The sequence below is a fragment of the Stenotrophomonas sp. Iso1 genome, assembly GCF_027497995.1.
Lineage (GTDB): Bacteria > Pseudomonadota > Gammaproteobacteria > Xanthomonadales > Xanthomonadaceae > Stenotrophomonas.
In genome coordinates, this window is record NZ_JAODBT010000003.1 from 187,857 (window position 1) to 202,152 (window position 14,296).

The following is a 14,296-nucleotide window of genomic DNA, read 5'->3' on the forward strand; positions in this document are numbered from 1 at the left end:
TTCATGCAGCGCTCCGACAGGTGAACGAGCGGATTTCTGATCACAATGAACCTGCGGCGCATCTGTCGGTCTGACAGAACCCTGCCTCTATAATCGCCCGATGAATTCCTGGATCGACACCACGCTGACGTGGATCGCTGCTCATCCCGTCCTGGCCGGTGTCGCGATTTTCGCCATCGCCTTCTGCGACGCCGTCATTATTCTGGGCGCCATCGTGCCGGCATTGCCGCTGATGATCGCCGTGGGCGTGCTGATCGGCATGGGCGAGTTGTCCGGCCCCTATGCGGTGGCCTGCGCCACGATCGGCGCTTTCGCCGGCGATGGTTTGAGCTACTGGGTCGGCCGGCGCTGGGGTGACCGCCTGCGCGGCGTGTGGCCGTTCAGCCGCTACCCTCAGCTGCTGGACCGCGGCGAACTTCTGTTCCGCCGCAATGCCTTCAAGAGCATCCTGCTGGCCCGCTATGTGGGCGCCATCCGTCCGTTCGTGCCTGCCATCGCGGGCATGGCGAACATGCCCTTCGTCAACTACCTCAAGGCCAGCGGCATTGCCTGCCTGTCCTGGGCAGTGCTATTCCTGTTGCCAGGCTGGGCGCTGGGCCAAGCCTATGACGCGGTGGCAGCCGTGGCCGGCCATCTGTTTCTGGTGGTTGTCCTGCTCGGCGCGATCCTGAGCCTAGTATGGGCCATCGTGCTGTACAGCTACCGCTGGTCAGCCGCACGCATGGATGGCTGGCTTGCGCGCGTGCTGCGTTGGTCGCAACGCCATCCACGGCCGCTGGGCCGCGCACTGAGTGACCTGTTCGACCCCAAGCGGCGCGAATCCGTGCCGCTGGCGACACTGGCACTGATGCTGTTGCTGCTGGGCTGGGGCTGGTTTGCGCTGTTGATGGTGGTGGTGGGCCACGGTGAGCCGCTGGCGCTGGACCTGGCCGTCCACCAATTGATGCTGGCCCTGCGAAACCCGTTGGCCGACTACCCGATGGCCGCACTGGCATCGCTGGGCGATTGGCAAGTGCTGTTGCCGGCCATCGCTGCCGGCATGGGCTACCTGGCCTGGCGCCGGCGCTGGATGGCGGTCGTGCATTGGCTGGCCGCACTGGCCTTCGGTCTGGCCCTGACCAAACTGCTCGGCACCACGGTGGACGTGGTGCGTCCGCCGTCGGCCAGCAGCGGCTTCGGCTTCCCGTCGGTGGCGGTGACCATGGCCACCATCACCTTTGGTTTCTTTGCCGTACTGATTGGCCGCGAACTCCCCGGCCGCACCCGCGTGTGGCCGTATCTGCTGTCCGGCGTGGTCGTCACGGTGATTGGATTTGCCCGCATTTACCTGGGCGCGCACTGGGTCAGCGATGTCATCGGCGGCATGCTGTTCGGCATCTTCTGGCTGTTGCTGTTGGGCGTGGCCTACCGGCGCCGCTTCAACCGCTCGTTCTGGGTGAAGCCGGTGGCATGGCTGTTCTACGGCACGTTTGTGTTGGCTGCGCTCTGGTACGCGCCCCGCAACGTGCCGGCCAAATTGGCCAAGTTCGAACCGGTGGCCGAGGCAACTCGGTTGATGGATACCAGCCAATGGTGGCAGGACGGCTGGCGCGAGTTGCCAGCACGTCGCAATGAATTCGATGACGACCAGCGTTGGCCGCTGGACGTACAGGTGGCCGGCCCGTTGGCACCGCTGCAGCAGCAATTTGAACGCAATGGCTGGACCCTGCAACCGCAGGCTGGCTGGCAGCAGGCACTGGTGATGCTTGATCAGAAGGCCAAGCCGCAGGAAGTACCGGTATTGCCCGCCACGCTGGACACCAATGTCGAGGCGATGCTGATGCTGCGTCCGGGCACGCGCCCGGATGAGATGTATGCGCTGCGACTGTGGCCGTCAGAAATCCGCCTGCAGCCGGGACAAGAGCCGGTGTGGCTGGGCAGCGCGCAGACTCTGCGCTATCAGCGCCACCTGAAGCTGTTCGGCATGTGGCGGCCGCTGCGCGGCGTCGATCCGGCGCTGGATGCGGTAAAAAAATCCGTGGACGGCATGCACAGCCAGCAACAGACGCAGCCGGAAACCGGTTTGCCGTTGTTGATGATTCGCAACCAAGACAAGCCGGCGCAGTAACGCGCCGGCTGATGTAGCCGGGCAAGCGCAGCGCATCGGTGAGCTTTCAGAGTTGTGCTGATCTTTGAAGACCGCCTGTCTTCTGCCTCGGATGCTGTCGTGACTTGGCGACTTACACCACGCCTACGCCGGGCGCTTCGCGATTACAGGTCTTCTTCCTGCGACACGCCGAGTTCGGGAATCCACTCCAGCAGCCGATCCAGGCGTCGATAGGGATCGGCTTCCTGTAGCAGGAGCAGCCGTTGTTGTTCCTGCAATGGCAGGAAGCCGGCAAGCCGCCAGCCTACCCAGGCCGCCTGATCCAGCTGAGCCGGACCCGCGGAGGCGTACTCCCCACCGGCCTGTTCGAGAATGCGTTCAAGCAGCGTCCCCAGCAGCGCATGCTCAGGCTGCAGTTCGTCGTCGCTGTCGGGCTCGCACCACTCCACGTCGGCAACCACAAGCCCGTTGTCGCGCACCTGCGTTTCCAGTACATGGAAGCGACGCGCACCACGTAGACGCAACACCAGCACGCCATCGGCGCCGACATCAAAATCTTCGATCAACGCTTCCACGCCCCACGTCGCGGGGATTGCCGGCGAGCCCACTTCATCACCTTCAAGAATCAGGCATACGCCAAAGGTGCTGCCATTGCGGCCGCACTCGCGTACCAGATCCAGATACCGCGCTTCAAACACACGCAGGCCCAGGACAGCACCCGGCAGCAGCGCCGAATGCAGTGGAAACAATGGCAGGCTTTGCAGTGATGTCATCAGATAAAAAACGGATGGACCGGGAGAGATGTTACCCCAGCCCACCCGCCTGTATCCCGGCAGCGGCGCACGGCCGCCAGGTTGGTCACATCAGAAGTTGTACTTCACGTGCGTGTGGATGCGATTCATGTCGCCCTCCTCACCGTTCTCAAGACGACGCTGCGCGTGACTCAGCTCCACGCCGAGATCCAGCTTGGGGAAGGGCGAATAGATCAGGTTGGCACGCACCGATTGCGCCCTCTCCGTGACCGCGTAGCCGGTGAGTGCAGCATTGTTGTCCAGCACTGCCACCGAGTACACCAGATTGCCGCGCAGCTTCGGTGAGAATGCATGGCGCCACGCGGCAAAGCCGCCGTAACCATCCATCGCATGCAGACGGCCTTCCTCGTCCAGCACCGTGTCGCTGCCAAGCGCGAAGCCGAGGTAGCGCCCCACGCCGGCACCGCCGCTGACCATGTAACGCAGGTCGTCGTTCACGCCCATATTGAATTTGCCGGACACGCTCAATGCGCCGCCCGTGTCGTTATGGTCGTCATAGCGGAAATTGCGCAACAACGCCGCAACCGTGAAGTGGCCCCAGTCGCCGCGCTTGAGCCAGCGTGCCGTCAGGTCAGGCATCACGTCGTCGCCACTGTTGATGCGCGCGCCCTTGCCAGCAAACGGAGTGATGGTGGTCTGCGGGTTTTCTGCCGAGAACGACCATGCGCCCGTTGTGTACCGCAGCTGTGCCTGTCGCGAAAAGATGGTGCCTTCCGACGGGCCAGTGAAATCCACCGTATCCGGCAGCGCCGCCACATCCTGGAAATTGGACCAGGTCTGGCCGGCCAGCCAATTGTTCCAGCTCACATACGCCTGGCGCAGGGTTACCGCGTAAGTGTTGGTGATGACTTCGTTGCCGGCGAAGGCGTTGCTGCCGCCACCGTACATGTCGGCCTCGATATAGGCCTTGAGCTTGTCACCGTTGTCGGTCGTGGTATCGGCACCGAACCAGAAGCGCGAGAACTGCGCATGCACGTCGGTATAGCTGGCGCTGTGGCCAGTACCGTCGGCAGCCACGGGCGTCGCTCCCGGAAAATAGAAGAGGCGCCCCGCCGAACCATCGGCGATCTCGCCATCACTGGTGCGGGTGTACATCGAGTCCAGTTTGATGAAGCCGCCGAAGGAGAACTTCGTACCTGGCAATGCATTGGGCATCACTGCTGCCGGTGCTGTCGGCGTTGCCGCTACACGGGTGGCATCCAGTGCGGTGGCACTGGGGCCTGCATTGGAATTGGCAATCTCCCGTTGCTGATAGGTCTGCAGCATCTCCCGCATCTGCTGCATTTCCTGCTCCAGCTGCGCCATCCGCGTTTCCATGGCTTTCGCGTCCATGGCCTGTGCCAGCGCGCTCAACGGCATCGCGGCAAGTACTGCAGTCGTGGCCAGTGCGGCCAGCTTTTTGTTACCGATCATTTTTCCCCTCCCAGGGCAACAGAAGACCGTTCCGGCTTTCTGCTGAAAGCCGGTCGTATAAACGCCGTTGTTTGCTGCTTCTCGCTACGCGACCCGACCCGGCTCCAGGACATCATTCCCGTGCAGGTGGGAATGCGTACTGGAGTAGCTTCAACCCACCCGGCCTAAGTCAAATCACGCCATCGATGGATCACACGAATCGCATCGACGTGGTACCCAAGCCATCCGCACGCACCAGCACGTTGTCGCCCGCTGCCACCGCGACAGCAGCGGTGATTGCGCCGGATAACACCACGCTGCCAGCCGGCAACACCTGGCCGCGTTCGGCCAACATGTTCACCAGCATTGCCACCGCTTCGGCAGGATTACCGAGCACGGCGGCACCGGCACCGACTTCGACCACTTGGCCGTTCTTTTCCATCACCACACCCAGCGTTTCCAGGTCCAGCCCTTCAACCGCAGTCGGACGCGAACCCAGCACATAGCGCGAGGCCGACGTGTTGTCGGCGATCACGCTGGGCAGATCGAAGCGGAAATTCTCGTAACGCGAGTCGATCAGCTCAATGGCCGGCACCACGTAATCGGTGGCCGCCAGTACCTTGCCAATGTCGCAACCCGGGCCGGCCAGCGTCTCGCGCAGGACGAAGGCAATCTCTGCCTCCACCTTCGGGTGGATCAGACGCGCGGTATCGACCACCGCACCGTCATCGACGGCGTTGTCATCCCCCAGGAAGCCATAGATCGGCGTGTCCACGCCCATCTGCTGCATCTTGGGCTTCGAGGTCAGCCCCATTTTCATGCCGACGATGCGCACGCCCGCTGCCTGCTTCAGGCTGCGCAGGCATTCCTGGATATCGTAGGCCGCGCCAACGTCAATCTGCGGATGCGCTTCGGTGATCTTGGTCACCTCACGCACGTCCTGCTCGGCGGCCAGCAGCTGCTGGGCGCAGCCCTCAATGATGGAACGGTCCAGCGTCATGCCCGCTTCTCCTGCGCTTGTTCGCCGCGTGCGCGCAGCATGTCCAGTGCCACGTCCACGATCATGTCTTCCTGCCCGCCGACCATGCGGCGCTTGCCCAGCTCGACCAGGATGTCGACGGTATTGATACCGAAACGTTTGGACGCGGCTTCTGCATGGCGCAGGAAGCTGGAATAGACACCGGCATAACCCAGCGCCAGGGTTTCGCGATCCACCCGCACCGGGCGGTCCTGCAGCGGGCGCACGATGTCATCGGCGGCATCCATCAACGTGTAGATGTCACAACCGTGGTTCCAGCCCATGCGCTCGGCAGCGGCAATGAACACTTCCAACGGTGCATTGCCGGCACCTGCGCCCATGCCGGCAAGGCTGGCGTCGATGCGGATTGCACCCGCTTCCACTGCCGCAATGGAGTTGGCCACGCCCAACGAAAGATTGTGATGCGCGTGGATGCCGATCTGCGTTTCCGGCTTCAACACGTCACGCAGTGCGCTGACGCGTTCGCGCACATCATTCATGTTCAATGCGCCACCGGAATCGACGACGTACACGCAGGAAGCACCGTAGTCCTCCATCTTTTTCGCTTCCACGGCCAGCGCCGATGGCGGGGTCATGTGGCTCATCATCAGAAAGCCCACCGTATCCATGCCCAGGGCGTTGGCGGCTTCGATGTGCTGGCGCGAGATGTCCGCCTCGGTGCAGTGCGTGGCAACGCGGACAATGCGTGCACCCGCAGCGTAGGCGTTCTTCAGGTCGTGCACGGTGCCGATGCCGGGCAGCAGCAGCGTGGCGATTTTTGCGTGCGATACCGACTCGGCAGCCGCTTCAATCCATTCGACATCGCTGTGCGCGCCGAATCCGTAGTTGAACGAGGAGCCCTGCAGGCCGTCGCCATGCGCGACCTCGATGGAGTCCACACGCGCCTTGTCCAGCGCCGATGCGATCGCCCGGACCTGCGCCACGCTGTAGTTGTGGCGCACGGCATGCGAGCCATCACGCAGGGTAACGTCGGAGATATAGAGCTTGTTGGTGGTCATGTTGTTGTCCTCACGCTGCAGCGCGCGCAGCCAGCACCGAGGCGGCCATGCGCTCCCCGGTGGCCAGCGCGGCCGACGTCATGATGTCCAGGTTGCCGGCGTAGGCCGGCAGGTAGTGCGCGGCACCTTCCACTTCCAGGAAGATCGACGTCTTCAGCCCGGTGGTCAGGCCGATGCCCGGTACGTTGACCGGCTCATCCAACACCTCGAACTGCACCTGCTGCTTGAGCCGGTAACCGGGCACATAGGCGGCGACGCGTGCAACCATGTCGTTCACTGCGGCTTCGATGGCTGCGGTATCGGCCAGCGCGCTGAGCACATAGACGGTGTCGCGCATCAGCAACGGCGGCTCGGCCGGGTTGAGCACGATGATCGCCTTGCCCACCTGAGCGCCACCCACGCTTTCAATCGCGCGCGAGGTGGTTTCGGTGAACTCGTCGATGTTGGCGCGGGTGCCGGGGCCAGCGCTCTTGCTCGAAATGCTGGCCACGATCTCGGCGTACTTGACCTTGGTCACCGATGCCACCGCCGCCACCATCGGGATGGTGGCCTGGCCGCCACAGGTGACCATGTTGACGTTGGCCGCATCGATGTTGTCTTCCAGATTCACCGTCGGCACGCAGTAGGGACCGATGGCCGCCGGGGTCAGGTCGACCACGCGGATTCCCGGTTTTGCCTTGCGCAACAGGGCATCGTTGGCGATATGCGCCGACGCCGAGGTGGCGTCGAACACGATGTCGATATCGGCAAACAGCTCCGATTCGATCAGCCCGCCGACGCCGCTGGCAATGGTCGGTACGCCCATGCGCGATGCACGTGCCAAACCATCGGACGCCGGGTCAATGCCGACCAGCGCTGCCATCTGCAGTTGTTTGCCATGGCGCAGGATCTTGATCATCAGATCGGTGCCGATATTGCCGGGACCGATGATGGCTGCCTTCAGGGTCATACAGAACTCCTGTCATTCAACGTGGGGGAGGAAGTGGGCGTCATGCGAAGTGGATCTCGGCATTGCCCAGTGCGCCGACACGCACGCGCATGTGATCGCCTGCAGACACCGGGATCAGCGGCACCAGCGCGCCGGACAGAATCACTTCACCGGCCTTGAGCGGCGTGCCGAGGCGACCGAGCGTATTGGCCAGCCACGCCACGCAGTTGACCGGCGAACCCAGCGCGGCGGCACCGGCGCCGGTGGCGACCAGCTCACCGTTCTTTTCAACCACCATGCCCAGCGTGCCGAGATCAAGGTTCTTCGGTGGCACCCGCAGCTCGCCCAACACATAGGCAGCGGCCGAGGCGTTGTCGGCCACGGTGTCGGTGATGCCAATGCGCCAGTCACGGATGCGTGAATCCACGATTTCAAAACACACCGACAGGGCTTCCGTAGCGGCCAGCACGTCGTGGTGGGTGATACCTGGCCCTACCAGGTCACGTTTGAGATGGAACGCAATTTCACCTTCAGCGCGCGGCGCGATCATGCCGGCCGTGGACAACACACCGCCATTGGCCACCTGCATGCGGTCGGTGAGGAAGCCGAAATCCGGCTGATCTACTTTCAACATGCGTTGCACCGCCACCGAGGTGGCACCGATTTTCTTGCCTACCACCTGCTCGCCATCGGCCAGCCTGCGTGCCAGCAGATCGTTGGAGATCGCGTAGGCATCGGCCAGCGCGAGGCCGGGGATGCGCTCACTCAGCGGCTCCACTGCCACTCCCGTGCGCAGCGCTGCATGCAGTTCCGCACCATGCAGGGCGACCATCTCGGCACTCAGGGTCACGATGCTCACGCCTTGCCCCCTTCAACCGGATCACTCTTGAGTACATCGCCCACCGCGAAACGCTGCGCGGGTACTTCGTTGACCATCACCCGGATCGCGCTCATCGGCGCGTCCAGTTCGGCGTGTGCCACCCGCGCAAGTTCGCGGATGAAGCGCTGCACTTTTTCTTCGCCACGGCCCTGCACCAGGGTCACTTGAATTATCGGCATGGGTTTACTCCTGCAGTTGCAATCAGGTCAGCTCAACGCCCTTGGTCTCGGGCAGGAACAGCAGCACGATCACTGCGGCCAGCCCGAAGAAACCGGCGGTGGCCATCAGCCCACTGGCGACGCCGTAGCTGTTGGCGAGGAAGCCGATCAAGGCCGGCGCGATGGCGGCGATGGCGCGGCCGCCGTTGTAGACAAAGCCCTGCGCGGTGGCGCGCACGGTGGTCGGGAACATCTCGGCGAAGGTCGGCGCAAAGCCGCTGTAGAAGCCGGTGCCGAAGTAGGCCACCACGATGCCAAACGCCATCAGCCACATCGGCGACTGGATCATCGCGAACACCGGCACGGTCAGCGCCGAGCACACGAAGAAAATCATGAAGGCCTTCTTGCGCCCCACCCAGTCAGCGATATAGCCGAAAGTGACGAAGCCGAATGCGGCGCCGATCTGCATGATCACGATCCAGATCGTGGACTTCACCATGTCCAAACCCGGCCCTCCATCGGCGACCGGCGTCGCCAGGTACGTCGGGATCCACGTAAACAAGCCCCAGTAGCCGCACATCGCCGCCGTCACGAATGCCAAGCCGACCGTCGTGCTGCGTGCATGCGTGCCGAACAGCTGGCCCATGGTCTGGCTGAAACTCAGGCGTTCTTTCTGGTTGACCCAGATTTCCGGCTCTTTGACGTGGCGGCGCACATAGAACGCCAACAGCGCCGGCAACAGGCCCACCGCGAACACCCAGCGCCAACCCAATGTCGGCACCACCAACGCAGCAACGATGGCGGCAGCGGCGTAACCCGCAGCAAACGCACTCTGAATCCACGCCAGGATCTTGCCGCGGTGCTGTGCCGGCCAGCTCTCGCTCACCAGTGCCGAGCCGGCGGACCATTCGCCGCCCACGCCCAGGCCAACGATCACCCGGAACAGCATCAGCTGCCCCAGCGTGTCCGACAGGCCGCATAGCGCGGTACCAATCGAGTAGCAGATGATGCTCAGCATCATCGACTTGGCGCGGCCCATACGGTCGGCCAGGTAACCAAACAACAAACCGCCAAACGCCGTGGCCAGCAACGTGGCCGACATCACCATCCCCGCCTGCGACTTGTCGAAACCCAGGTCCGCGCTGACGTGTTTGAGCACCATCGCAAACAACATCAAGTCCATCACGTCCAACATCCAGCCCAGGTAGGCCGAACGGAACGTCCCCCATTGCTGTTTGCTAGCGCCCTGCCACCAGCGGCCGCTACCGGCCGTTACCTCTTGGATTGTTGAACCACGCTGCGCCATTGGCTTCCCCTCCGGAATCTTGGCTGATACGGAAGTATCGGTGAACGATACCTTCGGCACAAAGTATCCGACTTTTTCAGAAAATGGAACAAGACAAATGATTTCGTATCGATATACGATACAACTACCGTAACAACCGTGAGACTTCGATGTCCGAACTGATCCTCCGCCTTCATGAAGACCACCTGCCGGCAGGCTGCCCACCGGTCTACTTGCCCGCCGGTCCCCGGGCGCTGTACGTGCGCGAAGGCGGTCTGATGGTTGAATCACCACATGACGCCCAGTCCCTGGATCCAGCCCAGGCACGCATCTCGCAGGAGCAATTGACCCTGTTCAATGGCGACCAAAATTCGGTGCTATGGCGCTGGGAGCTGACCGATGCCAACCAGCCCGCCAGCGCCCTGCCCTCCGCGCCGGCTACGCGCAGCGAACTCAAGCTTGAAGCGCCCATCACGCTGGACAAGCGCTTTGAGTGGCTGATGCGCTGCGACCGAGTGGATTTCCCCAAAGGCGGCGTTGCCCTTACCCATGTCCATCAGGGGCCAGGCATCCGCATCTGTGACTACGGCAAAATCAGCATCGAGACGCAGGGGCAGCGCCATGACCACCCCGCCGGCCATGCATGGTTTGAACTGGGCCACGCACCGGTGCTGGCGCCTACCACCGAAGACGAGGAAACCCGGTTTATCCGGTGCTTTCTGCTGCCGCGCCAGCTCAAGGGGCGTAGTTCGATCCGCTATGTCCGCCCCGAGGACGCCGCGCTGCAGAAGACTCAGCGGTACAAGGTTTTCGCAGAGCGATACATCGACCTGCCATAATCGGCACACGTGCGCGGCCATGCCGGTCGTGCACGCCCCCTTGCGACCACCTACAGATAGCCGATGCCCCACCAAGCTGCGATCGAAGAAAAGGATCTGCCCACCGCTGCCAGCGGCGTGAGCGCCCAGGACGACACCGCCGATCACGGCCTGCCCACTGCAATCGTCTCGCTGAAGGTCATAGAGGCGCTGGCTTCGGCGCCGAGTGGACTGGGTGTCACCCGCCTGGCACAGCTGCTGGGCATGCCCAAGGCCCGCGTACACCGCCACCTGAGCGTGCTGCGCGAGCATGGCTATGTCGATCAGGACCCGGACAACAACCAGTACCGCGTGGGCTGGCAGATGTTCCTGCTGGGCCGCGCCTGCACCAGTCGCTTCGATGTGATGAGCCTGGCCAAGCCGATCCTCGAGCAACTACGCGACAAGGTGGGGCAGACCATCGTGATCTCCACCTTCTCTGACAACGAAGTGGTGGTGATCGACCTGCTGCGTGGCACCGCGCCAGTGGAGATCAGCCTGCGCCCGGGTACCCGCTTTCATCACAACAGTGTGGCGCAGGGCAAGATCGCGCTGGCCTTCGGTGCAGAGAAGTTGCGCCGCGCCTACCTCACCCAACCGCTTCCGGCCTGCACGCCCCGCACCATCGTTGACCCGGACCGTCTGTCGGCCGAGATCGAGCTGGTCCGCAAACGCGGCTGGGCCGACGCACCAGAAGAGCTGTACATCGGCATCAACGCACTGGCGGCACCGTTGCTGCAGGCCAATGGCGAACTGTTCGGCACGCTGGCCATCGTCGGCTCCATCCACTACCTGCCCAGCACACCGGATCCAGCGCACGTACAGGCATTGTTGGAAGCAGCCGCACAGATTTCAGCAGCAATGGGCTACAGCAGCAAAGCAACGCGCTGAAGTCACACCGTAGCGGCAGAAGCGGCTTCAGCCACGATGCACGCGCAGATGCAGGCGATGCCATGATTCAACCCGAGCCAAATGCGCTCGGTGAACAACGCTGCAGGAATCCTGCACATCTCGCGCAATCAACTGCGGAGCACGCCTAGCTGGGAGAAGGGAGCAGCCTACATGAGGACTCCGTAACGGCTTCCGGATATAGCGATCCCACGGGAACAGTCCGCGAATGACCGTCCTTCAATTCCAACAGGCGCGCCTCGTAGGTGCGCTTCTTGTGAAGCTCATCTTCCAGCAGAAGCTGCCCTTCGTTCCGGGAGAATGTTGGGTCTGTGGATGAAATGAACCGAGCGCTCTCCACCACAGTAGTGAGCAGATCGCCCTGCAACACCCATGTGCCTTTCGATTCATCAAGGTTGGTAACGGCACTCTTGCCATGCGGTTTTATGATCGAAGTACTGGATGACGTATACGTTCCGTCAGGGTGATTTGTCGTCTTTATGAGAACGTCGAGATCGAAGCCCGGGCCGTGCATCGAGGTCGGTCCGCACTCCCAGGTGCCCAGTAGATCAGCCGCAGAAAAAGTGGGCGGCTCCGCATTCGCGCCACCCGCCAGCAACATCACCAACCACTTCCCCCGAAGCATGCGGCCTTAATCCTCCTGCAGCTGCGCCAAGAACCTGCGTGGCGCACCGTCAAAGCCACCGTTGGACATAAACACCACGTGGTCGCCATCGCGCGTTACTTTGCCCAATTGCGCCAGCAATGCATCGGTATCGGCCACCGCCCGTGCATCACCACGCACGGCTGCAATCACCCTGTCGGCATCCCATGGCAACTCCGGGCGTGCGAGGAATACCACCGCATCGGCGATATCCAGCGACGGCGCTAGCGCATCGGAATGCGCACCCAGCCGCATCGAATTGCTGCGAGGCTCCATCGCCACCACGATGCGGGCATCACCGACCTTCGCGCGCAAGCCTTCCAGCGTCGTATGGATGGCCGTGGGGTGATGGGCGAAATCGTCGTAGATGGTCACGCCCTGCGCCTGACCGATGACTTCCATCCGGCGCTTGACGCTGTGGAAGCGAGCCAATGCCGGTGCCACGCTGGCCACATCCACCCCCACCGCGTTTGCGGCTGCAAGTGCTGCCAGGCCATTGAGCACGTTATGCCGGCCCAGCAACGACCACTCCACCGTTGTGACTTCGACACCTCGGTGCAGCACCGCGAATGCACTGCCGTCCTGTTGGATCAGGCGTGCGCTCCATTCCAGTGACGGATCAAAGCCAAATCGCTCCACCGGCGTCCAGCAGCCCATCGCCAACACGTCGGCCAGGTGCTTGTCCTCGCCATTGACGATCAAGCGCCCACGGCCCGGGACGGTACGCACCAAATGGTGGAACTGGCGCTGGATCGCAGCCACGTCCGGGAAGATATCGGCGTGGTCGAATTCAAGATTGTTGAGGATCGCCACCAACGGCCGGTAGTGAACAAACTTGCTGCGTTTGTCGAAAAATGCCGTGTCGTACTCGTCGGCTTCTACAACAAAAAGTGGCCGATCTACCTGAGCCGACACCGTGTCCTCTTCCGCCGGAAGCTGACACGTCACACCGGAAGGCGGCGCAACTGTACGCCCCAGACGCGCAGACACCCCGAAATCCTCGGCCACGCCACCGATCAGGAAGCCCGGCTCGCGCCCGGCGGCCTGCAACAGGAACGACAGGATCGTGGTCGTCGTCGTCTTGCCATGGGTACCGGCCACCGCCAGCGTGTCGCGGCCGGGCAATACCCGTTCGGACAACCATTGCGCACCGGAGGTGTAGCGCCGGCCCTGATCCAGCACCGCTTCCACGGCGGGGTTACCGCGTGAAAGCGCGTTGCCGACTACGACTTCGTCACAATCGTCGCCGATATTGCCGGGCAAATAGCCTTGTGACAGCGTAATACCCAGGTTTTCCAGCTGTGTGGACATCGGCGGGTACACCGCTTGGTCGCTGCCTTCAACCTGATGCCCGAGTTCGCGGGCCAAGGCGGCTACACCGCCCATGAAAGTTCCGGCAATGCCGAGGATATGGATCTTGCTCATTGCCTGATTGTCGCCGATGCAAACACGGACCGGTATCCGTGTAGGGCAAACCCATGCGTATGTAAGGTTATCCCCGATACCTTTACGATCACTTCGCACACAGAATGCCCGTTGCCAGCCGCAGCACCCTCCGGTCCTACTCCCCAAGAGGCCATCCCCAGGGAGCTCATGTTGCGGGGCTCTGAGCAAGCTCATCTGCTGGCATCTACAAACGCAAACGCCCGGCTTCATGCATTGAAGCCGGGCGTTTGCGTTTGGGGCGGGTGATATCACCACCAGCCACTGGCTGCGGAGTCACCCACCGCAGCCTTGTTCCCTTACTGCTTGATCGCCGCCAGGATGCGGGCCAGCACGTCGCCCAGCTCACCGACGCCATCCACGCGGGCCAGGGTGCCCTTGGCAGCGTAGAAATCGATGACCGGCGCGGTGGAGTCGCTGTAAACCTGCAGGCGCTTGCGCACCGACTCAGGGTTGTCATCAGCACGGCCCTGTTCCTGGGCGCGGCCAGCGATACGCTCGACCAGCAACTCGGTCGGCACGTCCAACTGCACGATGGCATCCAGCGGCTGGTTGAGCTTGGCCAGCAGTTCGCCCAGCGCATCAGCCTGGGCCACATTGCGCGGGTAACCGTCGAGGATGAAGCCCTTGGCGACGTCAGCCTGGGACAGACGCGATTCCAGCATGCCCAGCAGGATGTCGTCGGAAACCAGGTTGCCCGAATCCATCACGGCCTTGGCCTGTTTGCCCAGCTCAGTACCGGCGGCCACTTCGGCACGCAGCAGGTCACCGGTGGAAATGTGCGGAATCTGAAGCTCTTCCTTCAGGCGGGTTGCCTGCGTGCCCTTGCCCGAACCGGGCGGTCCCAACAGAACCAATCGCATTCC

General features: G+C 62.7%; 14 protein-coding genes. 3 read left to right on the top strand and 11 right to left on the bottom strand.

The genetic code is table 11. The annotated features are described in order from the left end of the window. The first annotated feature begins 100 nt into the window (after positions 1-100). Entirely contained in the window at positions 101-2,107 is a 2,007-nt protein-coding gene (locus tag PAN08_RS13780; protein ID WP_269792079.1) for a bifunctional DedA family/phosphatase PAP2 family protein, read from the top strand. 143 nt (positions 2,108-2,250) lie between these two features. On the opposite strand, the gene PAN08_RS13785 is transcribed toward PAN08_RS13780, so the two are convergent. From PAN08_RS13785 to PAN08_RS13820, 8 genes are all read right to left on the bottom strand, one after another. Continuing rightward, on the bottom strand, positions 2,251-2,859 hold the full coding sequence (locus PAN08_RS13785; RefSeq protein ID WP_269792080.1) for an LON peptidase substrate-binding domain-containing protein: 609 nt from the start codon (positions 2,857-2,859) through the stop codon (positions 2,251-2,253). A gap of 90 nt (positions 2,860-2,949) precedes the next feature. Further along, the gene (locus PAN08_RS13790; RefSeq protein ID WP_269792081.1) at positions 2,950-4,311 is read right to left on the bottom strand and encodes a DcaP family trimeric outer membrane transporter; all 1,362 of its coding nucleotides are present in this window, start codon (positions 4,309-4,311) and stop codon (positions 2,950-2,952) included. Positions 4,312-4,501: 190 nt separating this feature from the next. Then, complete coding sequence (gene dmpH / locus PAN08_RS13795) at positions 4,502-5,290, bottom strand: 2-oxo-3-hexenedioate decarboxylase (RefSeq protein ID WP_269792082.1); 789 nt, start codon at positions 5,288-5,290, stop codon at positions 4,502-4,504. Further along, positions 5,287-6,327 (bottom strand): 4-hydroxy-2-oxovalerate aldolase, encoded by a 1,041-nt coding sequence (gene dmpG / locus PAN08_RS13800; protein ID WP_269792083.1) that lies wholly within the window; start codon positions 6,325-6,327, stop codon positions 5,287-5,289. Before dmpG ends, dmpH begins: the two co-directional genes overlap by 4 nt. A 10-nt stretch (positions 6,328-6,337) precedes the next feature. Beyond that, positions 6,338-7,276 (bottom strand): acetaldehyde dehydrogenase (acetylating), encoded by a 939-nt coding sequence (locus PAN08_RS13805; protein WP_269792084.1) that lies wholly within the window; start codon positions 7,274-7,276, stop codon positions 6,338-6,340. Between the two features lie 40 nt (positions 7,277-7,316). Next, the gene (locus PAN08_RS13810) at positions 7,317-8,114 is read right to left on the bottom strand and encodes a fumarylacetoacetate hydrolase family protein (protein WP_269792085.1); all 798 of its coding nucleotides are present in this window, start codon (positions 8,112-8,114) and stop codon (positions 7,317-7,319) included. Next, the gene (locus PAN08_RS13815; protein ID WP_269792086.1) at positions 8,111-8,314 is read right to left on the bottom strand and encodes a tautomerase family protein; all 204 of its coding nucleotides are present in this window, start codon (positions 8,312-8,314) and stop codon (positions 8,111-8,113) included. Before PAN08_RS13815 ends, PAN08_RS13810 begins: the two co-directional genes overlap by 4 nt. Before the next feature lie 22 nt (positions 8,315-8,336). Then, positions 8,337-9,599 carry an MFS transporter gene (locus tag PAN08_RS13820; RefSeq protein WP_269792087.1) on the bottom strand — a complete coding sequence of 421 codons (1,263 nt, stop codon included), beginning with the start codon at positions 9,597-9,599 and terminating at the stop codon, positions 8,337-8,339. Between the two features lie 149 nt (positions 9,600-9,748). On the opposite strand from PAN08_RS13820, the gene PAN08_RS13825 reads away from it, so the two are divergent. Continuing rightward, the gene (locus PAN08_RS13825; protein ID WP_269792088.1) at positions 9,749-10,417 is read left to right on the top strand and encodes a hypothetical protein; all 669 of its coding nucleotides are present in this window, start codon (positions 9,749-9,751) and stop codon (positions 10,415-10,417) included. Positions 10,418-10,480: 63 nt separating this feature from the next. Further along, entirely contained in the window at positions 10,481-11,326 is an 846-nt protein-coding gene (locus PAN08_RS13830; protein ID WP_269792089.1) for an IclR family transcriptional regulator, read from the top strand. Positions 11,327-11,471: 145 nt separating this feature from the next. Here PAN08_RS13830 and PAN08_RS13835 read toward each other — a convergent pair whose 3' ends face one another. The 3 genes from PAN08_RS13835 to PAN08_RS13845 form a co-directional block, all read right to left on the bottom strand. Next, positions 11,472-11,948 carry a hypothetical protein gene (locus PAN08_RS13835; protein ID WP_269792090.1) on the bottom strand — a complete coding sequence of 159 codons (477 nt, stop codon included), beginning with the start codon at positions 11,946-11,948 and terminating at the stop codon, positions 11,472-11,474. 27 nt (positions 11,949-11,975) lie between these two features. Continuing rightward, the gene (gene mpl, locus PAN08_RS13840) at positions 11,976-13,412 is read right to left on the bottom strand and encodes a UDP-N-acetylmuramate:L-alanyl-gamma-D-glutamyl-meso-diaminopimelate ligase (RefSeq protein WP_269792091.1); all 1,437 of its coding nucleotides are present in this window, start codon (positions 13,410-13,412) and stop codon (positions 11,976-11,978) included. Between the two features lie 317 nt (positions 13,413-13,729). After that, entirely contained in the window at positions 13,730-14,293 is a 564-nt protein-coding gene (locus PAN08_RS13845; protein ID WP_269792092.1) for an adenylate kinase, read from the bottom strand. Positions 14,294-14,296 lie beyond the last annotated feature (3 nt).

Coding starts and splice junctions, on each gene's coding strand:
- PAN08_RS13790 (WP_269792081.1), bottom strand. CDS start 4,311: ATGATCGGTAACAAAAAGCTGGCCGCACTGGCCACGACTGCAGTACTT.
- PAN08_RS13805 (WP_269792084.1), bottom strand. CDS start 7,276: ATGACCCTGAAGGCAGCCATCATCGGTCCCGGCAATATCGGCACCGAT.
- PAN08_RS13845 (WP_269792092.1), bottom strand. CDS start 14,293: ATGCGATTGGTTCTGTTGGGACCGCCCGGTTCGGGCAAGGGCACGCAG.
- dmpH (WP_269792082.1), bottom strand. CDS start 5,290: ATGACGCTGGACCGTTCCATCATTGAGGGCTGCGCCCAGCAGCTGCTG.
- PAN08_RS13815 (WP_269792086.1), bottom strand. CDS start 8,314: ATGCCGATAATTCAAGTGACCCTGGTGCAGGGCCGTGGCGAAGAAAAA.
- PAN08_RS13785 (WP_269792080.1), bottom strand. CDS start 2,859: ATGACATCACTGCAAAGCCTGCCATTGTTTCCACTGCATTCGGCGCTG.
- PAN08_RS13780 (WP_269792079.1), top strand. CDS start 101: ATGAATTCCTGGATCGACACCACGCTGACGTGGATCGCTGCTCATCCC.
- PAN08_RS13825 (WP_269792088.1), top strand. CDS start 9,749: ATGTCCGAACTGATCCTCCGCCTTCATGAAGACCACCTGCCGGCAGGC.
- dmpG (WP_269792083.1), bottom strand. CDS start 6,327: ATGACCACCAACAAGCTCTATATCTCCGACGTTACCCTGCGTGATGGC.
- mpl (WP_269792091.1), bottom strand. CDS start 13,412: ATGAGCAAGATCCATATCCTCGGCATTGCCGGAACTTTCATGGGCGGT.
- PAN08_RS13820 (WP_269792087.1), bottom strand. CDS start 9,599: ATGGCGCAGCGTGGTTCAACAATCCAAGAGGTAACGGCCGGTAGCGGC.
- PAN08_RS13830 (WP_269792089.1), top strand. CDS start 10,481: ATGCCCCACCAAGCTGCGATCGAAGAAAAGGATCTGCCCACCGCTGCC.